General features: G+C 37.3%; 18 protein-coding genes. 12 read left to right on the top strand and 6 right to left on the bottom strand.

What is annotated here, in order from left to right; genetic code table 11:
- The first annotated feature begins 31 nt into the window (after positions 1–31).
- Positions 32–1174 carry an acyl-CoA dehydrogenase gene (locus AEQU1_RS06245; RefSeq protein ID WP_111879687.1) on the top strand — a complete coding sequence of 381 codons (1143 nt, stop codon included), beginning with the start codon at positions 32–34 and terminating at the stop codon, positions 1172–1174.
- A gap of 84 nt (positions 1175–1258) precedes the next feature.
- Here the strand turns inward: AEQU1_RS06245 and AEQU1_RS06240 are convergent, their stop codons facing one another.
- Positions 1259–3142: a putative porin gene (locus AEQU1_RS06240; RefSeq protein ID WP_111879685.1), complete on the bottom strand. Its 1884-nt coding sequence runs from the start codon at positions 3140–3142 to the stop codon at positions 1259–1261.
- 62 nt (positions 3143–3204) lie between these two features.
- Between AEQU1_RS06240 and AEQU1_RS06235 the strand changes: the two genes are divergently transcribed.
- The 5 genes from AEQU1_RS06235 (at position 3205) to AEQU1_RS06215 (ending at position 11712) form a co-directional block, all read left to right on the top strand.
- Entirely contained in the window at positions 3205–3804 is a 600-nt protein-coding gene (locus AEQU1_RS06235) for a ribonuclease HII (RefSeq protein ID WP_111879684.1), read from the top strand.
- A 120-nt stretch (positions 3805–3924) separates the two neighbouring features.
- Positions 3925–6381, top strand: coding sequence for a hypothetical protein (locus AEQU1_RS06230; RefSeq protein ID WP_111879682.1), 2457 nt, complete (start codon positions 3925–3927; stop codon positions 6379–6381).
- Between the two features lie 84 nt (positions 6382–6465).
- The gene (locus tag AEQU1_RS06225; protein ID WP_111879681.1) at positions 6466–9402 is read left to right on the top strand and encodes a response regulator; all 2937 of its coding nucleotides are present in this window, start codon (positions 6466–6468) and stop codon (positions 9400–9402) included.
- 279 nt (positions 9403–9681) lie between these two features.
- Positions 9682–11004 carry an OmpA family protein gene (locus AEQU1_RS06220; RefSeq protein WP_111879677.1) on the top strand — a complete coding sequence of 441 codons (1323 nt, stop codon included), beginning with the start codon at positions 9682–9684 and terminating at the stop codon, positions 11002–11004.
- A 21-nt stretch (positions 11005–11025) separates the two neighbouring features.
- A complete protein-coding gene (locus AEQU1_RS06215; protein ID WP_111879676.1) occupies positions 11026–11712 on the top strand; it encodes a hypothetical protein in 687 nt (228 codons plus the stop codon).
- Positions 11713–11745: 33 nt separating this feature from the next.
- On the opposite strand, the gene lipB is transcribed toward AEQU1_RS06215, so the two are convergent.
- Positions 11746–12459 (bottom strand): lipoyl(octanoyl) transferase LipB, encoded by a 714-nt coding sequence (gene lipB / locus AEQU1_RS06210; protein ID WP_111879674.1) that lies wholly within the window; start codon positions 12457–12459, stop codon positions 11746–11748.
- A gap of 172 nt (positions 12460–12631) precedes the next feature.
- Between lipB and AEQU1_RS06205 the strand changes: the two genes are divergently transcribed.
- Positions 12632–14875 carry a reprolysin-like metallopeptidase gene (locus AEQU1_RS06205; RefSeq protein ID WP_111879672.1) on the top strand — a complete coding sequence of 748 codons (2244 nt, stop codon included), beginning with the start codon at positions 12632–12634 and terminating at the stop codon, positions 14873–14875.
- Positions 14876–14950: 75 nt separating this feature from the next.
- Here AEQU1_RS06205 and AEQU1_RS06200 read toward each other — a convergent pair whose 3' ends face one another.
- Genes AEQU1_RS06200 through AEQU1_RS06190 form a run of 3 tightly spaced genes read right to left on the bottom strand, consistent with a single transcriptional unit; the run spans position 14951 to position 16445 of the window.
- Positions 14951–15487, bottom strand: coding sequence for a hypothetical protein (locus AEQU1_RS06200; protein ID WP_111879671.1), 537 nt, complete (start codon positions 15485–15487; stop codon positions 14951–14953).
- A gap of 56 nt (positions 15488–15543) precedes the next feature.
- Positions 15544–16281 carry a hypothetical protein gene (locus AEQU1_RS06195; protein ID WP_111879669.1) on the bottom strand — a complete coding sequence of 246 codons (738 nt, stop codon included), beginning with the start codon at positions 16279–16281 and terminating at the stop codon, positions 15544–15546.
- A 5-nt stretch (positions 16282–16286) separates the two neighbouring features.
- Positions 16287–16445, bottom strand: coding sequence for a YqaE/Pmp3 family membrane protein (locus AEQU1_RS06190; protein ID WP_111880007.1), 159 nt, complete (start codon positions 16443–16445; stop codon positions 16287–16289).
- Between the two features lie 234 nt (positions 16446–16679).
- On the opposite strand from AEQU1_RS06190, the gene lysS reads away from it, so the two are divergent.
- The 5 genes from lysS (at position 16680) to AEQU1_RS06165 (ending at position 23254) form a co-directional block, all read left to right on the top strand.
- Positions 16680–18371 carry a lysine--tRNA ligase gene (gene lysS / locus AEQU1_RS06185; RefSeq protein ID WP_111879668.1) on the top strand — a complete coding sequence of 564 codons (1692 nt, stop codon included), beginning with the start codon at positions 16680–16682 and terminating at the stop codon, positions 18369–18371.
- 174 nt (positions 18372–18545) lie between these two features.
- Complete coding sequence (locus AEQU1_RS06180; protein ID WP_181566721.1) at positions 18546–20678, top strand: T9SS type A sorting domain-containing protein; 2133 nt, start codon at positions 18546–18548, stop codon at positions 20676–20678.
- Positions 20679–20996: 318 nt separating this feature from the next.
- Complete coding sequence (locus AEQU1_RS06175) at positions 20997–22262, top strand: fibronectin type III domain-containing protein (protein ID WP_111879664.1); 1266 nt, start codon at positions 20997–20999, stop codon at positions 22260–22262.
- A gap of 129 nt (positions 22263–22391) precedes the next feature.
- Positions 22392–22820, top strand: coding sequence for a hypothetical protein (locus tag AEQU1_RS06170; protein ID WP_111879663.1), 429 nt, complete (start codon positions 22392–22394; stop codon positions 22818–22820).
- Positions 22821–22906: 86 nt separating this feature from the next.
- Positions 22907–23254, top strand: a complete 348-nt coding sequence (locus AEQU1_RS06165) for a hypothetical protein (protein WP_111879661.1) — start codon at positions 22907–22909, stop codon at positions 23252–23254.
- A 53-nt stretch (positions 23255–23307) separates the two neighbouring features.
- Here AEQU1_RS06165 and hemL read toward each other — a convergent pair whose 3' ends face one another.
- The gene (gene hemL, locus AEQU1_RS06160) at positions 23308–24597 is read right to left on the bottom strand and encodes a glutamate-1-semialdehyde 2,1-aminomutase (RefSeq protein WP_111879660.1); all 1290 of its coding nucleotides are present in this window, start codon (positions 24595–24597) and stop codon (positions 23308–23310) included.
- Positions 24598–24620 lie beyond the last annotated feature (23 nt).

The following is a 24620-nucleotide window of genomic DNA, read 5'->3' as shown; positions in this document are numbered from 1 at the left end:
TCTTAAAATCAATTTTTTTAAAATATAGCTTATGGACTTCAGTCTATCAGAAGAACAGTTAATGATCCGCGACGCTGCTCGCGATTTTGCACGTACCGAATTACTTCCGGGCGTAATTGAAAGGGATAACCTTCAAAAATTTCCGACCGAACAAGTCAAAAAAATGGGCGAGCTCGGCTTTTTGGGGATGATGGTAGACCCTAAATACGGCGGTGGCGGAATGGACACCCAGAGCTATGTTTTGGTAATGGAAGAATTGAGCAAGATTGACGCTTCCTGCTCTGTGATCGTTTCTGTGAACAATTCGCTTGTTTGTTACGGACTTGAAAAATACGGTTCAGAGGAACAAAAACAAAAATATCTTACCAAGCTTACTACCGGTGAAAAACTTGGAGCTTTCTGCCTAAGTGAACCAGAAGCTGGTAGCGATGCTACTTCTCAAAAAACCACAGCAATTGAAGATGGCGATCATTATATTTTGAACGGAACCAAAAACTGGATTACCAACGGTGGTTCTGCAGATTATTATTTGGTTATCGCACAAACCCATAAAGAAAAAAAACATAAAGGTATCAACGCTTTTATCGTTGAAAAAGGCTGGGAAGGTTTTGAAATCGGCCCAAAAGAAGACAAACTCGGAATCCGCGGAAGCGACACCCATTCGTTAATCTTTAACGACGTAAGAGTTCCAAAGGAAAACAGAATTGGAGAAGACGGTTTTGGATTTTCTTTTGCAATGAAAACACTTGCCGGCGGACGCATTGGTATTGCTGCACAAGCATTGGGAATTGCGGCAGGAGCTTATGATATGGCACGAGAATATTCCAAAGTACGAAAAGCTTTCGGAACCGAAATATGTAACCACCAAGCTATCGCCTTTAAACTTGCCGATATGCACACAAGCATCGAAGCTGCACGAAACCTGGTTTATAAAGCTGCTTGGGATAAAGACCAAGGTAATGACTATGATATGAGCGGTGCAATGGCAAAATTATATGCCAGCCAAGTGGCAATGGATGTTTCTATAGAAGCAGTTCAAGTTCACGGTGGAAATGGATACGTAAAAGAATATCACGTAGAACGTTTGATGCGTGACGCAAAAATTACTCAGATTTATGAAGGTACTTCAGAAATACAGAAAATTGTAATTTCTAGAGGCCTTTTGAGAGATTAATATTTGAATGCCTTCCCGAATGCTGGGTGGAGCAATTATTGAAAATATAATAGATAAATAAACCCGTCCAAAGTGGCGGGTTTTTTATAGGAAGAAATTCCAAACCAATCCAAACCGCAACACATTATCGCGATACGGTTGGCCAGGCGCCGCAAAATATTCGTTCTTTCCGCCAAAGAGGGAAGTGAAGTTTTCATACACAAAGAAAATACGAGTCTGCCGTATTTTCGCATTAAAGAAAATATCTACCAACGGAAAACCGCCTAATTCCTGATCATTCTGAACGTAAAACTCGGCAAGAACCGGATCATAAGCATTCATATTATATTGGGTGAAATATTTAAAAGTGACACCTGTTTGCATAAAAAGCGCACGTTTAAACCAATTGTCTTCGTAATAAAGTGAGTTTCTTGTAATTATTTGCGGCACATTAAAAACCGTTTCGCCACTTAACACCTGTTGATACATTACCGTATTATCGAGTCCAAATTTCCCAAACTTAAATTCCTTTTCAGCCTTTATTTTTAAATAATCCACGCGCTCGGAAGCTTGCAGAGGCGAAGGGGTGCTATCATTGGCTTTTATTCCGAAGTAAGCATAATCATCAATCCCGGTATAGCTTACAGAAGCATTCCCAAATTTTTTGGTGTTGATTTCAAATTTCAGTTCCTGGGTTTTTACGTTGTTCAGCTCGGTTTTCCAATTGTAGTTTTTGTAATCGCTTTGGTACAACAAAAAGTTGAAATTAGGCGCTACCGAATGGATTGTTAGGGAAGCTTTCGCATTATAATCTTCATTCAAATCATAGGATGCGGCACCTTGAATATAATTTCCGTCAAAATCTCCCGCTACATTTATGGCTCCCTTTCCGCTTAGTTTAAAACCGCGATATTCTTTTTCATAAGCCGCTCCGGCTTCAATGAGGTTTCCTTTAATTCTATTGGGTATTCGCTCTTCATCAAGTATTAAAACAGAATTATAACCGTAGTTAAAATCCGTATAGCCTGCCCATGCAGTAATTTTTCCCAAAACAGAATTGTCAAAATCTACATATCCCTTGGCATTGAAATCCTCAAGATAAGTGCCAGTAAACAAATCTGCGGTCTCATAGGAAGATCCAAATCCTGCAAATGGTGCATCCTGCCCATATTTAAAAGATTTTTCTTCATAACTTAAAATATTCCCCAGTGTTAATACTGTATGGCTCAAACTGTCACGCTGTGAAATAAGTTCATACGTGTGGTCTCCATAAAACCGAAGCCCTTCCAGCTTATTATCGGCATTTTCAAATTTCACATCCAACCTTCCGCGATCACTGAATTCGGGATCATTATTTATAAAAAGCGCCAAGGAATTGTCCGTTAAACCTCCATTTTCCTCATTCATAATATCCTGTGCAGCCACATGAAAACGGACTTTATAGCGTTGGTTTTTGGTATGATAATTTGAAGTGAATAAAAAATTTCCCGTACTTGTTAAAATGTGTTGGTATTTCCCGAGGGAACGAACGCCTTTATAACCAATCGAAAAGTTGAATTGGGGCGAAGTATTTATCGTGAAAAAAGCATCTAATTGCTGCCCTTGCTCATATGCAGTTTTAAAATAAAGCTCTGTTAAAGGCGTAGGCACGTTGAAATAATTTACATCTTCAATTTCCTTGTAATTGAAGTGATGCGACTGCGCAACAAAAAGCGGCATTAAATTCAATCTATCAAAGGAATACGCCAACGAATTATAGGTCTGCCCAACATTTGAAAATTGGAGGAGTTCAAAATTGTCCCTTCTTAAATAGTTGAATTTATACTTTTTTTTAATTGAAAGTGTTGTATCAACGAAGGTAGTGTCCCGGCTTGCAGAAATTATTTTGTAATAATCGATTGGAGGTTTTACCTTTTTTTCTGTGGGATTTTGTGAAAACACAGTTGCCGAGGCACATATAAAAAGAAATAGCAAAAGTGTTTTTTTCATCTGTTGTAAACTTTCATCGCAAAGGTAAATTTTTAAACGGAAATACTTATTTTTAATTTTCTATGTTGAAACTTAAAATCAATCCCCATTTATTGGAATGTGGCACAGACGAAGCTGGCCGTGGCTGTTTAGCCGGGCCCGTCACCGCCGCAGCAGTTATACTTCCAGATAATTTTCAGCATCCTTTTTTGACGGACAGCAAACAGCTTTCAGAAAAAAAACGATTGCAGTTGAAAGAAATTATTGAGCGGGAAGCCATTTGTTTTAAAGTTGTTCACGTAATGATGGACGAAATAGATAAAATAAATATCCTCAATGCCTCTATTTTAGGCATGCACCGCTGCATAGAAGGCCTGTCCCACGCTCCCGAGTTTATTGCCATTGACGGTAACCGTTTTAAGCCTTTCGGGAAAACTCCTTTTGAATGTGTAGTAAAAGGTGATGGAAAATTTTTGCATATTGCCGCAGCTTCAATTTTGGCCAAAACGTATCGGGACGAATATATGACTGCCCTCCATGAAAAATATCCGCAATACAACTGGAAACAAAATAAAGGCTACCCAACAAAAGAGCATCGTGAAGCCATACGCAACCACGGTAGCAATATTTTTCATAGGAAAAGTTTTAAACTTTTACCGGATCAGCTAGGATTGAAACTCTAAAATAGCTCCTCCTCCTTTTTCAGGGGGAGGTGCCCAAGGCGGAGGGGGCTGTTGAAAACCCGTCAATAAACTAATTCAATTATACACTCAACCATCACTATTCATTACTATTTTTGTATTATGGGAAAATATTTGGGCAAATCAATAGCGTTTTTACTTTTCATTCCAATGCTTTTGGGAATTTTTGGAAGCTGTGACAAAACACCTTCAAAAACAGGGACTTTAATGGATTTTGTTCCAGAGAATACTTCTGTGGTTTTTAAAATCTCAGATTTTGAAAACTTGCAGGCAGATATTGAAAACAATTCACTGCTTTCAAAATTTGAAAAAACAGTTCCTTATTTATTTTTTTCAGAAAATGCAGAGCTGTTAAAAAACCTGCATCCCACCACCCAGAGCCTTTTCTGTATAAACAAAGTGAATGATTCCGTTTCTGCATATACGTTTATTTCGAAACAGACGAAGAATCTTTTTCAGCCAGATTCCCTTAAAAACAAGACTATCGAAACCTTGAAATTGGACGAGCAATCGTTTCAAAGAATCACGACTGACAAACAAATAGCTTATTCAGCAATTATAGACAGTGTGTTTGTTGTTACTTCTTCGCAGCAAATTTTACTAGACATTTTAAAAGGAAAAACCGAGCGTGAAGACACGTTTAAAAAAGTTTTCAATCTGCCGTCTTCCAATAAATTCACTGCTTTAATCCGCGGAAATAAAATTGCGCTCAACGATTCCACAAAAGTAGCATTCACTTCGTGGAGCGCATTAGATGTTGCAATCACGCCAGAATCCTTTACTGCAACGGGAATCACGCTAGCAACAGATAGTATTCCGCAATTGCTGAATGTTTTTGAAGATCAAATACCGCAACAAAATGATGCATCCGCTTTGGTGCCAACAGATGCTTTAGGTGCGCTGAGTTTTACGTTTAACGATGCCGAAAAATTTCAAAAAAATCTTCGGAATTTCCGTGGCGAGAAAGATGTTGTACAAACTACCGGAATTTTTGGCTCTGTTAGTGAAGCAGGAACAATTCAGTTTAAAACCGAAACGGCGATTTTTATAAAAAGCATCGATGCCACTTTAACGAGTGATGCTTTGGCGCGTTATGTTTCTGCAAAAAGTGAATTTCGGGAAATCGAAATAAGCAGTTTCAGCGAGCCGGAATTGTTTCAAAAAACGTTTTCGCCTTTTATAAATTCTAAAAAGGCAAACTATGTTTTTCAAATGGAAAATTTCTTTGTTTTCACGGAAAGTGAAATCACCGCGCAGCAAATAATCAGTGATTTTCAAAACAACAACACACTAAAGAACACTTCCTATTTTCAAAATACGGCAACAGATTTAAGCACGAGTTCTTCACTTTTAATTTTCAAAATGAAAGGTGAATTTTCTGAAGCGGTTTCAGGTTTTTTTAATGCGAAAAGCAGCGAAAATATTAAAGATATTTCTTTTGATGAATTTCCGCTGGCAGCGCTCCAATTTAGCTTTGACCGAAATTTTGCACATGTAACGCTAAGCTGCAAAGAAGCTGGAGCGGCTGCGAAAAGTATATCAGGAAGCGTTTCGGAAAAATTCAATTTAAAACTAGAAAACGCGGTATTGGGTAGTCCGCAGATTTTCAGCAACCAAAATAATGGCAGCAATGTGGTAGTCCAGGATATTGCCAATAAACTTTATTTTATTTCTGAAAGCGGAAAAATACTTTGGTCCAAAAATCTTGGTTCCCCCATTTTAGGAGCAATTGAAACTGTAACCATATCGGGTAACAAACACTTGGCGTTTGCCACAAAAGACGCGTTCTATATTTTTGACAGAAACGGGAAGGATGCAAAAGGATTTCCCGTAAAATTTAAAGATAACGTTACGCAGCCTCTTTCTGTTTTTGACTATGACAACAATGGTAATTATCGTTTCGTAATTGTACAGGGCAAAGAAGTGCTAATGTATGATAAAACTGGAAAAACGGTAAAAGGCTTCGGTTTTAACAAAGCGAAAAGCAACATCGCGCAATCTCCCGTCCACATTAGAATGGGCAATAAAGACTATATAGCAATTGCGGAAGAAAGTGGAAAACTAAATATCTTAAGCCGCGTTGGAAAACCGCGTGTTTCGGTTTCAAAAAACTTTAATTTTACTGAAATTCCAATTGCTGAGGAAGACAATACTTTTGTTGTAATAACAAAAGAAAACACCAAGGAACGAATTTCGCAAAACGGAAAAATTTCTTCTCAAAAGTTGGATGTTGGTAGAAACTATTGGTTTGCAATAAATGGCACTGTTAAAGTAACGCTTGATGACAACCTGCTTCGCATCAACGGTAAATTGGCTGAATTGCCGTTGGGCGTCTATACAAACCCACGCCTCTTCAATGTACATAGAAATACATTCGTAACCATAACCGAAACGCAGGAGAAAAAAGTATACGTTTTTGACCAAAACGGAAAACTTTTAAATGGTTTCCCAGTTTACGGAACTGCTGCGGCATTTATTGACAGCGGAAGTGGTAAAAACAATTTAATGATAGCAACCAAAGGAGATGCCAATAGCTTAATTCTGTATTCAAGCAATTAAAAACTAAAGGCTTACGAGTTAAAAAGTCGGGAGTTAAAGTATTTTAATTAACTTTAAAACGCAAACCAACTTTTTAAAAAAACCATGAGAGCGCTCCTCTCTATACTCCTTTTCCTAATGGCTTTAATAGCTTTTGGCCAAAATGACCTACAGTCAAAGATACCTGTAGACAAAGATTCGGTTATACTTTCCAACTATCGATTAAAAATTACCCAAACCATCAATGCGTTTCCAGATAGTGCTTTTGTAGTTATCAAAAAGCTTGAAGCTTTTAGCGCTAAGGGAAATTATGCCAACAGTTTGGCAGATGCAGATTATCTATATGCGCAATATTTCAGGAGAGTTCAAAAACCAGATTCTGCGCTGCTTTACTTCAAAAAGATGATAACCAAATCTACCAAAACCAACTATTATCGTGGGTTGGCATTAGGCTACAACGGCCTTTGCAGAACCTATTATTTAATTGGCGAAATTGATAAGTCTATCGAAGCCTGCAATAAAGGGCTTGACTATACAACGAATTTTGAAGATACGGGAAACATAGTTTTGGCAGACACACAAAACGCTTTGGCTATAGCCTTTTCCCGTCAAAACAAAATGAAAGAAGCCATTTCGCATCTTCTAGTTGTAGATTCCATCCAAAAAAAGGAACCACTTCGGGAAGATATTATTGCTGCGGCCTATCAAAGTTTGGGCAATATTTATTTAGAACTAAAAGAATATGATTCCGCAGAAGCATATTACTTAAAAGCGAACAAAGAATTCGAAAAAATTCCGGGTGCTGGAACTTTTTATTTCAACACTACAAATGTTTTTTTGGGACAAGTATACTATCACAAAGGGCAACTTGAAAAAGCAGACACTCTTTTGACAAAAACACTCTCTTTCTTTCAACAAATTGAGGATGGACGCACTGTTGCTGAGATAAATAATTATTTAGGACTTGTAAATTTTGAAAAAGGAAATCTTGAAAAAGCAGAAAGCTATTTTCAGAATTCATTGAATTTTCAAAAAGAAAACGATTATATTCTTGAAGCGGCACAATCAGCCATTGAACTTGGTAAATTAAATATTCAAAGAGGAAAAGCAGCTCAAGCAATTAATTTCCTCCAAAGTGCGCTGGAGTATAACCGCGAAGTAAAAAATGGAGCCCTAAACCAAAAAGCATATTTCCTGCTTTCGGAAGCCAACGCCCTGCAAGGAAATTATAAAATTGCATTCACCAACTTACAGATTGCTACAAAAATAAAAGATTCCATCCAACAAGCTCAAAGTGCTGAAAAAATAAAAGAAATAGAAGGTATTTACCAAACCGAAAGTCGCGATAAGGAAATTTCACTGTTAACTACAAAAAATGATTTGGTGGAACAGCAAAAGAAAAACCAGCGCAATTTGCTTTGGGGTATTATAACAATCATTGTTATTGCGAGTATTTTTATATTTTTTCAGTTTAGAAACCGACAGAAAACTACGAAGAAACTGCGGGAGCTAGATACTGCAAAATCTACATTCTTCGCAAATATTTCACACGAATTCAGGACTCCGTTAACTTTGATAAATGGTCCTATTGAAGACCACCTAGCATCAGACAAGCTTTCGCCAACCGAACGTAAAAACCTTAAATCAGCATTAAGGAATACCCAAAGATTAAAAGATTTGGTGGATCAACTCTTGGCTTTGGCCAGGCTGGAAAGCGGAAACTTGAAGCTGAATATTCAGCAAGCCAACATGCCTAAGTTTATAATTGCTCAAGCAGAAGCTTTTGCCTTTAGCTGTGATGAAAAGAACATAGCTTTTAGTATTGAAGTTGGAAAAGACAAAAAAGAAGATTGGTTTGACCAAGATGTTTTGGAAAATATAATTTATAACCTAATGGGCAACGCCATAAAATACACGCCTGAAAGTGGTTTTATAAAACTGAAAGGAAAAAGACAGGGCGAAAAATTTGAAATTTCAGTAAGTAATTCCGGAAATTATATTTCTTTAGATCAACAACAAAAAATCTTCTTCCGATTTTACCAAACCGACACCAAAAACCCGGGAACTGGTATAGGCCTGGCATTGACCAAAGATCTAACTGAAATCCACAAAGGCGATATTTCAGTAAAAAGCGGAAAAAATGGCACATCAGAATTTACAGTAACACTACCTATAAATAAAAATGCTTTTGAAGAAAGCCAAATATTTCACAACAGCTCCGAAAAGAAAAGTATGGAGACGCATTCTTATATTGAAAAGTTTATTGAAAAAGAAATTGTCCTGCCCGAGGATGCGCCTGTAATTTTAGTTGTGGACGACAATAAAGACATTCGGGAATATGTACGTTCCATTTTTGAAAATACCTATTCCGTTTATACCGCAACCAATGGAAAGGAAGGTTTTGAAATGGCAATAGAACATATACCAGACATTGTTATTAGTGATGTGATGATGCCTGAAGAAGATGGCTTTACTTTCACCAAACATTTAAAAGAACACCAACTTACCTCCCACATTCCTGTGGTTTTACTAACTGCAAGAACGCAGATTACCTCTAAACTAGAAGGGATGGGAATAGGCGCAGATGCCTATGTAACCAAACCTTTTAATAGTCAGTTGCTGAAAGCGACAGCAGAAAACCTCATCGAAAACCGAAGAAAACTCCAACAACGTTTTGCGCAAGAAGTAGTTTTAATGCCAAAGGATATTTCGATTTCTTCTGCTGAAGAGCAATTTCTGGAACGCCTTCAAAAAGTGTTGGACGCAAACATTACTAATTCTAATTTCAACATTGAAGACTTTGGAAGCGAAATGGGTGTTAGCCGGATGCAACTTCACAGAAAACTAAAAGCACTTACGGGCCAATCGGCTTCAGAATTTTTACGAACACAACGGCTAAAATTGGCCATTAAGCTATTACAGGAAAAAAAGATTTCCATTTCAGAGGTAGGGTATACAGTTGGTTTTAACGACCCATCTTATTTTACAAAATGTTTTAAACAAGAATTTGGCTGTTCTCCTTCGGAATATATCTCTAAATAAATATTCTCCACCCATCTAAAAAGCCCTGCAAACAAAGGGCTGTTACATCTGTTATAGCATTGGTTACAAAATTTATACGCTCCTTAGCTGCTTCCCTTTACTTTTATTTTTCCTTTTCCCCCATTATGAAAAAAAACAAACAATATTCCGGCAGCCTGGAAATTGTACAGGGAAAACAGATTTTTTTAAACATAAATAATCTGGCAACAGGAATTTATACATTAAAAATAATGCTCAATAACAAAGTGATAAAAGAAGTAACCTTCAAAAACAATTACTATGAAAACAGTTTTAATCCTTTTTTTTATTTGCATTACTAGTTTATCCAATGCCCAATTTTTGGACAAACTTGGTGACAGAGCCGCCAATGCAGTAGAACGTACGGTAGAAAGACGTGTAGAAAAAGAAACCACAAAAAGTACCGATAGAGTTTTAGACACTATAGTGGATGCCCCCAAAACTAATAAAAAAGAGAAGAAGAAAAAGAAGAAAAAAACCGCTAACGGTAATATTATTGGCGGAGATCCTGTAGAAAATAATCCAAAATCCTCTAGCTCAAAAAAGACTATAGGAAGCCTTGAGGAAGAGAGCGAAAACCAAGTGTATTTTAAGCGAGGAAACCGAATCATTTTTAATGACAATTTTGAAAAAGACGCCATTGGTGATTTTCCCGCAAAATGGAATACAACAAAAGGTGGGGAAGTGAAAAAACTGAAAGGTTTTGACAGTAAGTTTTTAAAAGTAACGGCAGGAAGTATCACCAACATCGAATTGACTAAACCTTTACCTGAAAATTTCACCGTTGAGTTTGATTTGATCCTCCCAGCTGACCACCCCTACCGCAGACCTGGAATTGGTTTTGGACCAAAACCAGAAGGCATGAATAATTTGATTGCCAATCCTAACTCCATGACTTTTGACATTATGTCTGCAGAAGTTGGAAACGGCTATTATGAGCTAAGTTATGCCGAAAAGGAATTGGGATACGAAAAACAAAAAATAGCCTACAAAGCTCCCTTAAATACTGCAATAAAAATGGCCTTTGAAGTGAACGGAAAACGAATCCGCTTGTTTATAGATAGAAAAAAGATGGTAGATCTGCCAACACAATTCAAACCAGAATATAGAAAATCGCTATTCTTTACCTCTATAACGAGTGGATGGACTGAAACCGCAAATGCCTATTTCTACATTTCAAATCTAGTGATTGCAGAAACTGCTGGTGATGAACGCAGTCAAGTAATGAAAGATTTGATGGAAAAAGGAAGTTTTTCAACAAATGCTATACTATTTAATTCAGGCTCTGCTACAATAAAAAGTGGTTCAGACTTAATTTTAGCCGATATAGCAGCAGCGTTGAAAAGCACGCCTGTTTTAAAATTGAAAATAGTGGGACATACTGATGCGGACGGGGGTGAAGAAGCTAACATTGAACTTTCAAAAGAACGTGCCAACAGCGTGCGTAACTTTCTTGTTCAAAACCATGGAATTGATGCAAACCGTTTTTCTACAGATGGCAAAGGAGAGTCGAGCCCTGTAGCGGATAATAATTCTCCTGTAGGAAAGGAACAAAACAGACGTGTAGAATTTATTAAACTTTAATTCATTTAAACTTCAAATATTATGAATAGAATATTAATTTTCTCAATTGCCCTTTTAGGCTTAATGTCAACCGTTAAAGCACAAACTAGTTGTAGTAAATTCTACCCCTTTAAAGAAGGAACCAAGGCAGAAATAACTACATACGACAAAAAAGGAAAGAAAGCCGCTGTTATAGATTATACAGTTTTAAATAAAACCCAAACTTCTGAAGGAGAGGTAGCAGCTATGAAATCTTCCGTTAAGGATGAAAAGGGAAAACTGATAGCCGAAACAGAATATAATGTAACCTGCGATGGCAATAAAATTGCTATTGATTATGAATCCATGATTAGCCCAATGATGATGGAGCAGTTTAAAAATATGGATTATGACATTAGCGGCACCGATCTGGAAATTCCAAACAATCTTACTGTAGGCGAAACACTACCAGATGCGCAGATGATTATGAACATAAGTATGGGTGGTATAAATATGAAAATGGAATTGAATATAACCAGCAGAAAAGTTATTGGAAAGGAAAACGTTACAACGCCTGCGGGGACTTTTGACTGTTATATATTAACATCTGAAATGACTACCAAAATGGGAGTGTCACAAACAAGCAATTCTAAACAATGGATTGCCGAAGGCGTAGGAATGGTAAAACAAGAAGACTATCAAAAAGGAAAGGTAACTTCCAGTAGTTTACTTACAAAATTTGAAAAATAACCAATAACCAAATTAGATTTTAAGACCGGAGCTTTAAGCTTCGGTCTTTTCATTTATTTCCGCTTCAAAAAGCACCAGAAAATGTTTCAATAATTTGTCCTTTACTTCTTCAATAGAAATTTCAGCCTTTCCCAATTCTACATTCATTGAGGTAACTGCCTTGCCTTTTATACCACAGGGAATCATATTGTCAAAATATCCCAAATCTGTATTTACATTTAATGCAAAACCGTGCATAGTAATCCAGCGGCTGGCACGAACGCCCATAGCGCATATTTTTCTTGCAAAAGGCGTTCCCACATCAAGCCAAACACCTGTTTCGCCTTTGCTTCGTTCAGCTTTTATGTTGTATTCAGCCAAGGTTAAAATTATCATTTCTTCCAAAAAGCGCATGTATTTATGGATATCTGTAAAGAAATTTTCTAGGTCTAAAATTGGGTAACCCACGATTTGCCCCGGCCCGTGATAAGTAATATCGCCACCACGATTTATTTTGTAAAATTTTGCATTAATGGATTCCAGTTTTTCTTCGGAAATGAGCAGGTTTTCAATATGTCCGCTCTTTCCTAAGGTATAAACATGTGGATGCTCCACGAATAAAAAATAATTGGGAGTATCAAGTTTTAGATCTTCATTTCTGTTTTTGCTTTTTATCTGAAGTATTTCCTGAAAAAGAAATTCTTGATAATCCCAGGTTTCTTTGTAGTCTCTTAATCCTAAATCTTCTATCTGTAGGTGTTTGCCCATTTCCCGCTAATTTTATCAATAAGTAGGCAAAACTACCAATTAATTGTATTTGCATGATTTATATTGTAAAATTTTAAGACTGAAATCTAAAGTTAATTTCTTAAAAATTCCCTAAATTCCTCAAAGGGTCTTATATTTACAATTCTAAACATTCATACTAATAACATCTAAAATGAAAAAAAGTACTTTTAAACACATTCTCGTTTTATCCTTTGCATTATTTTGCTTTGGATTAAACGCACAGAACACAGCGTTTTGGACGAAAGCTTCGTCTAATGAAACGCAAAACCGACAAAAAACTTTCAGGAAAACAATGCCGCAGGAATACAACCTTTTTACGCTAAACACTTCAGCGTTAAAAAGTCTTTTGGCTCAGGCTCCTGCAAGAAACAGTGTACGCTCAAACGTAATTATAGAATTACCTACCAACAATGGCGAAATTCAACATTTTCGTGTTTATGAAGCTTCCGTTATGGAACCTGCTTTACAGGCGCAACACCCAAACACCAGATCTTATGCCGCTCAAGGTATTGAAGACCCTTCTGCCATTGCGCGCTTTAGCGTTGCTGATATTGGGGTAAATGTGATGATCTCTTCTGCAAATTATAGCACTATATACATTGATCCTTACACCCAAGACAAGAATTATTATATTTCTTACAACATTAATAAACTTCCCGCAGATCCTAATGCATTTGAATGTATGGTAGAAGACGCTGAAGGTCCTTCTCCTCTTGGCGAAAACAGAAATGCAGATGATGGTACACTAAGAACTTTCCGTGCAGCTATTGCATGTACTGGGGAATATGCTCAGTTTCAGCTTAACCAACAAGGAGTTGGAAATGGCGAGCCTGATGCGGTTAAAAAAGCTGCAGTTTTGATGGCGATGAACGCAACTATGACAAGAGTAAATGGTGTTTATGAAAAAGACCTTTCCGTTACTATGGTTTTGGTAGCAAACAATACAGATATTATTTATTTAGTTGCTGGATCAGATCCATTTACTAATAACAGCGCAAGCGCTCTTATTAACGAAAGTCAAGTTGTTATTGACGCCCAGATAGGTTCTGCAAATTATGATATTGGACATACCTTTAGTACTGGAGCAGGTGGTTTGGCACAATTGAGAGTTCCTTGTACTTCTTCTAAAGCACGTGGAGTTACTGGTACAAGTTTTCCACTTGGAGACAATTATGACATCGATTATGTTGCTCATGAAATGGGCCACCAATTTGGCGGAAACCATACTTTCAACAATTCTTGTGGAAACAACAGAAACGGAAGCACAGCTGTAGAACCTGGAAGTGGATCTTCTATTATGGCATATGCAGGTATTTGCCCACCAAATGTTCAACAACACAGTGATGATTATTTTACCGCAATAAGCATTCAGGAAATGTGGCAAAACATTACCAATGGAAATAGCCAGTGTGGTGCCCAGACTGCTACAAATAATCTAGCTCCAACGGCTGATGCAGGACCAGATTATACTATTCCAAAATCAACTCCTTTTGTATTGAAAGGTATTGCTACAGATCCTGATGGTGACGCTTTAACACATTGCTGGGAACAAATGAATCCACAATCTGGGGCCATGCCTCCCCAAAACACTTCAGTATTTGGACCGATGTTTAGAACTATAGACCCACTTGCATCTCCAGATAGATATATGCCAGCTTTACCAACCGTATTGAACAACCAAACTCAAAGTACTTGGGAAGTTGTTCCTTCAGTGGGAAGAATTATGAACTTTAGATATACCGTTCGAGACAATGTAGCTGGTGGTGCTTCTTCTGCTAGTGATAACATGACTTTAACAACTGATGGAAACTCAGGACCGTTTGTGGTAACCTCACAAGCTACTCCTACAACTTGGACCACACAAACAACTGAAACAATCACTTGGGATGTTGCTGGAACTGACGTAGCTCCTGTGAATAGCCCCACTGTTGATATCTGGTTTTCTACTGATGGCGGTTTAACATATCCTATTAGTATAGCTCTAAATGTACCAAACAATGGTAGTGCATTAATTAATGTACCAAGCGTTAACACAACTACTGGTAGATTGATGGTTATGTCATCAAACAATATCTTTTACGACCTCAATAATGCAACTATCACGGTAGATGGCTTAGTAGGTTTTGACGATTTCACCTTTGATAATTTTGCGGTTTATCCAAACCCATCTACTGGAACTTTCAACCTTACATTTAAGCCTGCTTCAAATGATAATATTGAAGTTGCACTTTATGACTTAAGAGGAAGATCAATCAATACATTTACATATGATGATGTTTCTGCTGCTAATACTTTCAGCAAACAATTAGACTACGGATATATTGAAAGCGGTGTGTATTTTCTTGTTGTTAAAAATGGCGACAAAGTGACCACCAAAAAGCTTGTTAAAAATTAATTTTTACATAACATAGCACATAAAAAAAGAGGCGTTCAAAATTTGAACGCCTCTTTTTATTTATAATATTTCTTATTAAAGTTTCACAGTTTCTGTAATATGTGAAACAACTTGTGAAGTTTTTTCAACTTTAAATTTGAGATCGAACATTAAAGCCGTATTGCTTTTTTCAACTAAAAGCTTTCCATTGGTAATGGGATAAAAACCTGCTTCTCCTCTACAAAAACATTGTTTCCCGTACAATAAATTCACCTCTGCAAGCTTAGCGTTTTCTTTGCTCAAATTTTCAGTAGTAGCAGGGATTTCAAAATGAATAGTTTCAGAATAGTTACCATCTGCAGTACCTTCCGGCCCTTCTTTAGAATATGTATATTCCACCACCATATTTTCTCCAGCAACCATTTCAGGGTATAGAGCCCCAGTACCGTCTTCCTTTATAACCAGATGCTTGTTTTTGTGTACTACTACGCTGCAAGTTCCCTCTTTTGGGCAGCCTGTATCTCCATTTTCTACTTGTTCCATTTTGGTGTTTTCTGATGAAATTACTGTTCCCGTCTGCGTTTTACAGGCATTGACAAAAAAGAGTGGAATTAAAAAAAGTAATGCTTTCATATTTTTAGGTTTAGTGTTAGTAATTCATAAGCTACATAATATAGTGCAGAAATGCACTAATTTTCCAATTCTACCTCTAGATCAAGTAAGTCTGGGTTTTTGAAATATTCCATAAAAGGTGCTTGGACAATAACAGTTTTTTTGTCTTCGGAAAATGTTGCTTCAGGATTTGAAATTGTCTTTATTTTCTTTGGGAAGGTATAATTTAAAGTATAGTTGGAGCCTCCCATAAAAGCTTCGGCCTGCTTCATACTGTCAATTTGTTGTTGATGCGCTATTTTATCCTTTATATAGGCATCACGCTTAAAAACACCTTTCTTAAACGAGTAATTTACACCAATAATTTCGGGAGAATCTTCCTCTTTCTTAATTTCAGTATTGGAATCTGCGTTTGGCATCAAATTGCTTGCTTGTTCCAATCCGTTCAAAATATCGTTCGCCTCAGTTATGTTTTTAAATTTTGTTGAAATATCATAAACCATTTCAGAGGTTTCAGAATTCATATTTATGTGAATGTTGAAATTTTCGAGCTTCTTTAATTTCGCCTGTTCTATGGCGGAAAGCTGGGAAATACTATCTTTTTTTTCTTCCAGAAACTGTTTCATATAAATAATGGTGTCCATCTTCACTTTCATAGAATCAGTAACGGCTGCACCCCCAAAAGCCATCATTTCGTTCAGGTTTGCCTCTACAGTCATGGTTCCGCTGCCATCATCATTCATAACCATGGTTTCGGTAAATTGGCAACTGCTTGCACTAAATGCCAAGGCGACAAGAAATAGTAATTTTTGCATAATAATTATTGTTTAGGATTATTTAGAATTATTAGTGCTGCAATCACACCCGGAATCCAGCCACAAACGGTAAGTATAAAAACGATTATTACGGAACCGCAACCCTTGCCAATAACAGCAAGTGGCGGAAAAAGAATTGCTAAAAGGACTCTCCATATACTCATAGAAACAAATTTACAATTAATATTTAAGCTATGTGTCAAGCCATTTTTCCTTTTGTTACAAGATATTGTTTTAAAAAATTGATCAACAAAGTATTCTGATTTCATTAATTCTATACTCTTCAACAATCACCCTCAACCTTTGTTCTATTTTATCTATTCTTTTTTTCTAATAAAGGCGCTTCGCAATTAGCACTTCATTTCCCTATCTTTGCAAACTTATTTTATACATACTTTATGCAACTGTCTGAACTGGAAATCATCCGAAGAGAAAAATTACAACAGCTACGCGACCGTGGAATAAATCCATATCCCGCAGATTTATATCCTGTAAACAATACTTCAAAAAAGATAAAGGAAAATTTTGAAGAGGGGAAAAAGGTCGTGGTTGCCGGAAGATTAATGTCACGAAGAATACAAGGCTCTGCTTCTTTCGCAGAACTTCAGGATGCCGAAGGACGTATTCAGGTTTATTTTAACCGCGATGAAATATGCCCTGGTGAAGATAAAAGTCATTATAACGATGTTTATAAAAAATTGCTTGATATTGGTGATTTCATCGGTATTGAGGGTGAGCTTTTTAACACCCAAGTTGGTGAAAAAACCATCATGGTAAAAAAATTCACACTGCTGAGTAAGGCCTTAAAACCCTTACCACAACCACGTGTAGACGCAGATGGAAAAGTACACGATGCTTTTACCGACCCGGAACAACGCTATCGCCAACGCTATGCAGATTTGGTGGTAAATCCACACGTAAAGGAAATTTTTGTAAAGCGAACCAAGCTTTTCAACGCCATGCGTTCTTTCTTTAACGATCGCGGTTATTTTGAAGTGGAAACGCCCGTGCTACAACCCATTCCGGGCGGTGCTGCAGCAAGACCTTTTATCACGCACCACAATTCTTTAGACATTCCATTATATATGCGAATTGCAAATGAATTGTACCTAAAAAGACTAATAGTGGGTGGTTTTGACGGGGTGTACGAATTCTCCAAAAACTTCCGAAATGAAGGAATGGACCGCACACACAACCCAGAGTTTACCGCTATGGAAATTTATGTTTCCTATAAAGATTATAACTGGATGATGGATTTCTGCGAACAATTGCTGGAATTCTGCGCCACGGAAGTAAACGGAACTACAAAAGCGACCTTCGGAAAACACGAAATTGATTTCAAGGCGCCTTACCCAAGAGTTACAATGGCCGAAGCAATCAAAAACTTCACAGGTTTTGATATTACCGGAAAGACTGAAGATGAAATCCGAAAGGCTGCTTTAGAGATGAAAATTCCTGTAGATGAAACTATGGGTAAAGGAAAGTTGATTGATGAAATTTTCGGCGAAAAGTGTGAAGGCAATTACATTCAGCCAACCTTTATCACAGACTATCCAAAGGAAATGAGCCCACTCTGTAAAGAGCACCGCGATAATCCCGAACTAACGGAACGCTTTGAATTGATGGTTTGCGGCAAGGAAGTTGCAAATGCATACAGCGAATTAAATGACCCCATAGATCAGCGTGAGCGTTTTGAAGCCCAATTAAAATTGGCAGACAGAGGTGATGATGAAGCAACAGCTTTTATAGACTTCGACTTTCTTAGAGCTTTAGAGTATGGTATGCCCCCCACAAGCGGTATGGGTATCGGAATGGACCGTTTAGTTATGTTCTTGACTAATAATGCCTCCATACAGGAAGTACTTTTCTTCCCTCAAATGCGTCCCGAAAAGAAAAAGGTAGAAATGACCGAAGATGAAAAAGCAGTGTACACACTCTTAAAGACTAACTCACCTATTGCTTTGGAAGAACTAAAAGCTCAAAGCGGACTGAGCAACAAAAAGTGGGACAAAGCCATAAAAGGATTGACCGCTTCAAAAGTTGCAAAAGTTGAAAAGACAGATGATAATTTGACAGTATCAATTTTATAATAGTCCTTCGCTATTAATTAAAAAGGAAATCATAGCAATATGGTTTCCTTTTTTTATGGAATAGAGAGACATTTGAATGAACTAAATTCAATTTACTTTACACAGAAGACTTTGAATTACAATTCATTAACATTACATTTGGAAAACAATTCACAAATTCTAAACCATATTTCTATGAAAACAAGAGTTTTACTCACTGCACTTTTAGTGTGCTTAACCCAGGTTTTCTTTGCGCAGAGCAGCAAAGAAAGTGTTGCCCAATCTTGGATGGATAACAATATGCCGATTAATAAAACAAACCAAAGTTTTACAATGAATAACAGCCACGCTGGCCCTTCAGGCGAAACATTTCGTTACCAACATACTGTAAACGGTGTGGAAGTTTTTGATTCTTCCGTGGCAGTTCACGTTTCTAACAAAAACCAGGTAACTTACCATGCCAGCACTTTTGACAGCGCTGTTGAAACTATAGACACAAACCCTTCAATCTCTCAAGACGATGCATTGAATGCTGCAAAAACTGCTTTGAACATTGAAGGTTATATTTCCCAAAAAGAAATAGGTCTCTATGTTTATAATAAATTAGGAAACAGTAAATTGGTTTACAGAGTAACCACTATGTCTGAATTCAGAATGGGAAACTGGGAAACAATCGTTGATGCAAAAACAGGAACTGTTTTAAGCACCCAAGATATTGCCATTTACCACAAAAAAAACGGAGAGGGTAATCCTAAAGGTATAAAAAACCCAAATGCTCCTACAACAATGGCAACTGGTACTGCAATGGTTTTTGATCCAGACCCGCTTACCAAAACAGGTAGTATGTATGACGGAAATTATGTAGATAATAACGACCAAACTAACGCCCAACTTGATGCTGCAAGAACAGCAGTTACACTTTTTGATATTGATTTTGATGGTACAAACTATAGATTAAGAGGCCCCTATACAGAAATAGCTGAATTAGGATCTCCTTCTACAGGGCTTTTTCTTCAACCATCGCCAGATTTTGACTTCACACGTGACGAACAAGGTTTTGAAGCTGCAAACTGCTATCACCACATCGATAAAAGTTTCCGTTATATCAATGATGTTTTAGGAATTCCATTAGTTTCAATTTACAATGGCGGCGTGATTCGTTACGATCCACATGGTGCCAATGGTGCTGATAACTCTTTTTATAGTGCAGGAAGTCTTCAGTTTGGTGAAGGCGGCGTGGATGATGCAGAAGATATGGACGTAGTGCTTCACGAATTGGGCCATGGTCTTCACGATTTTATCACTAACGGAAACCTTAGCCAAGTAAATGGTTTAAGTGAGGGAACTGGTGACTATTGGGCAAACTCTTATAAGAGAAGCACAGGCTTTTGGGACAGTTCAGACACACAATATTTCTGGGTTTTTGGCTGGGACGGACACAACCCATTTTGGGGAGGTCGAGTTACCAATTATGGCGCTATGTACCCAGGTGGACTAAGCGGTCAAATCCATACAGATGGACAAATCTGGGCTTCAGTGCTCCTTGAAATTTGGGAGATTGTTGGAAGAGAAAAAATGGACGCCGCAGTTTGGGAAGGGCTTGGTATGACCAATAGCAATACAAACCAACAAAATGCAGCAATCGCGGTAAGACAAGCAGCTATTGATATGGGCTACAGCTGTGCAGAAATAGATACTTTCACTGACAGGTTTGAAGCAAGAGGGTATACATTGCCTGTTTATATTTGTAATCCAAATGCTTGTGATATTTCTGAAATCGAAACTTCAAACATTTCTCCTTGTAATGATAACGGAACACCGGGAGACGGCAGTGACGATTTCTTTACAGCAGATGTTACAGTTACCTTTATAAATGCTCCAACAACCGGAACGTTAGATCTAACAGGTGATGGAACAGCTTCAACTGCTGTGGCAGGTTTGGTTTCTCCTCATACTTTTGTGGGTGTACAAATGCCTTCAGATGGTGGGCCAATTAATGTTACTGCAACTTTTTCAGCTGAAGGAACTTGTAATTTAAACGTTCTTAACGCAGGAACTGCACCAGCTCCTTGTATTACTGCAGGAGTTAATGATAATGAAGCTTTACTTGGTGTTTCCATCTATCCAAACCCGGCAGATGCTACAATTGCTTTATCAAATTTAAAAGAAAATTACAACGTTGCCATCTATAACATGCTTGGCCAAAAAGTAAAAGAACAACATGTTGATGCAAGCAACAGCAGCATCAATATCTCTAATCTTTCTTTGGGTGTTTACATCTTGAAATTTGAAGACTACAACAAAGTATTACGTTTTGTTGTGAAATAATTGTAAATTATTTTAATTTATGAAAGGAGCCACATTAAATGTGGCTCCTTTTTTTATTCATAAAAAACCAACCCCTAATCTTCCCCTCTATACATCGGGATTTGTAAAAGGGTTCTAGCATACCTGCTAGAAACTTGAGCGATAGTAATTAATGAACTACTACTGGTACTACCAACTTTCATAATAATCTTAAACCAATTTTGAAACAACCCAATTTTGGATGAGGGAGCACTACTTTTATATGATTTTTAATTTAACAGCCAAAAATCTACTCATTCATCCAATTTTTATATTTTTAGTTACTTAATTTTTAGTAAAATGAAGAAATTACTTTTTTTGACCCTTATCGGTTTAATGATTACCGCTTGCGGAAAGGATGATAGTTATGACCCTATGGAAGTTGAGGAAGTTGATACGCAAGCTCCTTCAAAACCACTAAACCTAGACGCCTCGGAGCAAACCGAAACTTCCATAAAACTTACTTGGGAAGCGTCAACCGATAACATTGGCGTTACTGGGTACAAAATTTATCAAGACGAAACAGCAATTACGGGGTTAATTACCGAAACCACTTTTACCATAGAAAGTCTTACCTCAGGCTCGTTATATAGTTTCTATATTACTGCATTTGATGCTGAAGAAAACGAATCTGCTAAAAGCAATACACTCGAAGCTTTTACTATTGAGCAACCCTTGTCATTTTTACCATTACTTTCAGAAATGGGTGTTTTTGATGGTAATCTTTCCGATTTGAATCCTTCCGATGGCGTGCAACTTTACGAAATTCACAGCACACTATTTACAGATTACGCACATAAACAAAGACTCATTCGCCTTCCAAACGGAAAAAGCATGCGCTACAACAACACCGATTTATTGCCTGCGTTTCCAGACAATACTCTAATTTCAAAAACATTTTATTATAATCTTGACGAACGCGACCCATCTTTAGGCAATAAAATAATTGAAACCCGAATTCAATTGAAAGTAAATGGAGAATGGATTGTAGGCGATTACATTTGGAATGCCTCCCAAACCGAAGCCACTTTACGCGAAACGGGTAGTACAGAAGCCATTAGCTTTATAGACGCAAATGGAAACACTCAAAATGTAAACTACCAAATTCCTTCAAAACAGGACTGTTTTACTTGCCATAATAACAACACAACAACCTCACCAATTGGCTTAAAATTGCGCAATTTGAATTTCATTCCTTCCTATACCAATCAAAACCAATTAAATTATTTTGGGGGCCTTGGGCTTTTGCAAGGTGTAAACTCTGGGAATACAAGTGTTTTGCCAAATTGGGAAGACGAAAATTTATTGATTGAAGATCGTGCTCGCGCCTATATGGATGTAAATTGCGCGCATTGCCACCAACCGAGAGGAAGTGTTCCGCCAGGGTTCATGCTGGATTTTAGACTGGAAACAGCTTTTCCTGATACAGGAATCTACGCAAACAGGGGCGAAATAATTGCACGTTTTCAAAGCACCTTGCCAACCTACAGAATGCCGCAATTGGGAAGAACAGTTATTCACGGTGAAGCATTGCAAATGCTCAATGAATATATAGATTCACTTTAAAATTTTTACTCTAAAAAATTGATACTTAGGGCCGCTAATTGCGGCTCTTTTTATACTAAAAAATAGAGCTGATTAAACTTATTCAATATTTCAGCGTCATAGTTATGTTAAACAATAAAAACATACACGATGAAAAAAGCAATGATAATTTTAATGGTATTTTCAACTTTCGCCATAACCGCACAGAACAAAAATTCTGAAAGAAAGGAGCACCGCAAGGAAATGAAAGAAAATTTCACGCCAGAACAAAAAGCTGAATTACGCACAAAAAAGATGACACTCGATTTAGGTTTGAATGATTCACAACAAAATAAAGTGAAACAAATCTATATTGAAATGGGGAAAAACAAACCAGCGCGTTCAGAAAATAGAAGCGAAATGACCGATGCTCAAAAATTTGAAGCAAAAAGCGCAAGGCTGGACAGACAAATTGAAATGAAGAAAAAGCTAAAAGAAATTCTTTCGGAAGAGCAATTTGCAAAATGGGAAAAGACTCATCAAAATAAACGCCACCAAATGAAAGGCAAAAACAGCTCAAAAAAATCACGCAGAAAATAAATTAATAATAAAATCATTTTTTTGGCGCAGTTATTGTCTTAGTTATTTTCAAAATAGTTACATTAGTAACTTTAAAATTTAAAACAATGAAAAAGATACTTACAGTAGTTGCCTTTGCAACAACAATGCTATTAGGAATACAAACCACCTCAGCACAGTCTTTATCTCAAGATAAAGGAAGACCAGAGGTAATTGCTAAAGCTGAAACTGCAAAGCTTACAGAAACATTAAACCTAAACGGAGACCAAGGCCGAACTATTTTTAGAGCACTTGTAGCCAAAGAGGTAGGATACCAAAAAAATGTTGATGGTAAAGACCTAAAAAATTCTTCTGTTGTTGCTGAAAAGAAAAAATTGGACGATCAGTTAAAGGAGGCAATGAAGAAAACCTTAACTGCAGATCAATATACCAAATGGCTGAAAGTGAATAATTAGTGATTATAATTATATTTAACCAAAACCCTTTCTAATTTTTAGAAAGGGTTTTTTTATTTAAGCTGCTTAGCAACTTTTTTACACGCTGCAATGGTTGCATCTAAATCTTCATAGCTTAAAGCATCACATATAAACCAAGTTTCAAAAGCACTGGGTGCAATATAGACTCCTTCATTCAGCAAGCCGTGGAAAAACTTTTTGAAATTTTCATTATTAGCTTCTGCTGCAGATGCAAAATCTATCACGGGCTTTTCGGAAAAATGAACCGAAATCATAGAACCAACGCGATTAATTGTAAATTTTATATTTTCTGAAGCGAGCGCTTCGTCAATTCCTTTATGTAAATATGCTGTCTTTTCATTTATTGACTTGAAAACTTCCCTGTTCTCATTTAATTCTTTCAACATCGCCAAGCCAGCCGCCATTGCCAGCGGATTCCCACTTAAGGTTCCCGCCTGATAAACTGGGCCAATTGGCGCCAAATAGTTCATTATTTCTTCTCTAGCGGCAAAGGCGCCTACAGGCAGTCCGCCACCAATCACTTTTCCAAAAGTCACAATATCAGCTTTCACACCAAACAGCTCCTGTACACCTCCAGCGGCAAGCCTAAAACCAGTCATTACTTCATCAAAAATTAAAAGAATATTGTTTTGGTCACAAAGATTTCGCAAGCCCTCCAAAAATCCTTTTGCAGGAGGAATACACCCCATATTTCCTGCCACAGGTTCAATAATAATACAGGCAATTTCGTCTTTATTGGCTGCAATTACATCTTCTACATTTTTTAAATCATTATAGTTTGCCAGCAATGTATCTTTTGCAGTTCCTTCGGTAACACCCGGACTATTAGGAGTGCCGAAAGTAATAGCGCCACTTCCGGCTTGGATGAGAAAGGAATCGCTATGCCCGTGATAACAGCCTGCAAATTTTATAATTTTATCTTTCCCACTAAAACCACGTGCCAACCGTACTGCACTCATGCAAGCTTCGGTACCACTATTCACAAAACGAATTTTATCAATATTCGGAACCATTGAAACTGCAAGTGCAGCAATTTCCGTTTCAATTTCTGTGGGCATCCCGAAAGAAGTTCCTTTTTTTGCTTTATCAATTACCGCATTTACTACAGGCTCATACGCATGACCAAGAATCATGGGTCCCCAAGAATTTATATAGTCAATCATTTTGTTACCATCAACATCATACAAATAAGCACCTTCGGCTTTTTCAACAAAAATAGGGGTGCCGCCAACTGCTTTAAATGCTCGAACTGGAGAATTTACGCCGCCTGGAATAACTTTTTGCGCTTCAGTAAATAGTGCGCTGCTTCTTTTGTAATTCATGCTAATGTTTGAGGGGTTTGTAA

The sequence above is a fragment of the Aequorivita sp. CIP111184 genome (assembly GCF_900489465.1).
GTDB lineage: Bacteria > Bacteroidota > Bacteroidia > Flavobacteriales > Flavobacteriaceae > Aequorivita.
Note: the sequence above shows the minus strand (reverse complement) of the source record. Positions and strands in the feature narration are given on the sequence as shown.

Coding starts and splice junctions, on each gene's coding strand:
- AEQU1_RS06245 (WP_111879687.1), top strand. CDS start 32: ATGGACTTCAGTCTATCAGAAGAACAGTTAATGATCCGCGACGCTGCT.
- AEQU1_RS06240 (WP_111879685.1), bottom strand. CDS start 3,142: ATGAAAAAAACACTTTTGCTATTTCTTTTTATATGTGCCTCGGCAACT.
- AEQU1_RS06235 (WP_111879684.1), top strand. CDS start 3,205: ATGTTGAAACTTAAAATCAATCCCCATTTATTGGAATGTGGCACAGAC.
- AEQU1_RS06230 (WP_111879682.1), top strand. CDS start 3,925: ATGGGAAAATATTTGGGCAAATCAATAGCGTTTTTACTTTTCATTCCA.
- AEQU1_RS06225 (WP_111879681.1), top strand. CDS start 6,466: ATGAGAGCGCTCCTCTCTATACTCCTTTTCCTAATGGCTTTAATAGCT.
- AEQU1_RS06220 (WP_111879677.1), top strand. CDS start 9,682: ATGAAAACAGTTTTAATCCTTTTTTTTATTTGCATTACTAGTTTATCC.
- AEQU1_RS06215 (WP_111879676.1), top strand. CDS start 11,026: ATGAATAGAATATTAATTTTCTCAATTGCCCTTTTAGGCTTAATGTCA.
- lipB (WP_111879674.1), bottom strand. CDS start 12,459: ATGGGCAAACACCTACAGATAGAAGATTTAGGATTAAGAGACTACAAA.
- AEQU1_RS06205 (WP_111879672.1), top strand. CDS start 12,632: ATGAAAAAAAGTACTTTTAAACACATTCTCGTTTTATCCTTTGCATTA.
- AEQU1_RS06200 (WP_111879671.1), bottom strand. CDS start 15,487: ATGAAAGCATTACTTTTTTTAATTCCACTCTTTTTTGTCAATGCCTGT.
- AEQU1_RS06195 (WP_111879669.1), bottom strand. CDS start 16,281: ATGCAAAAATTACTATTTCTTGTCGCCTTGGCATTTAGTGCAAGCAGT.
- AEQU1_RS06190 (WP_111880007.1), bottom strand. CDS start 16,445: ATGAGTATATGGAGAGTCCTTTTAGCAATTCTTTTTCCGCCACTTGCT.
- lysS (WP_111879668.1), top strand. CDS start 16,680: ATGCAACTGTCTGAACTGGAAATCATCCGAAGAGAAAAATTACAACAG.
- AEQU1_RS06180 (WP_181566721.1), top strand. CDS start 18,546: ATGAAAACAAGAGTTTTACTCACTGCACTTTTAGTGTGCTTAACCCAG.
- AEQU1_RS06175 (WP_111879664.1), top strand. CDS start 20,997: ATGAAGAAATTACTTTTTTTGACCCTTATCGGTTTAATGATTACCGCT.
- AEQU1_RS06170 (WP_111879663.1), top strand. CDS start 22,392: ATGAAAAAAGCAATGATAATTTTAATGGTATTTTCAACTTTCGCCATA.
- AEQU1_RS06165 (WP_111879661.1), top strand. CDS start 22,907: ATGAAAAAGATACTTACAGTAGTTGCCTTTGCAACAACAATGCTATTA.
- hemL (WP_111879660.1), bottom strand. CDS start 24,597: ATGAATTACAAAAGAAGCAGCGCACTATTTACTGAAGCGCAAAAAGTT.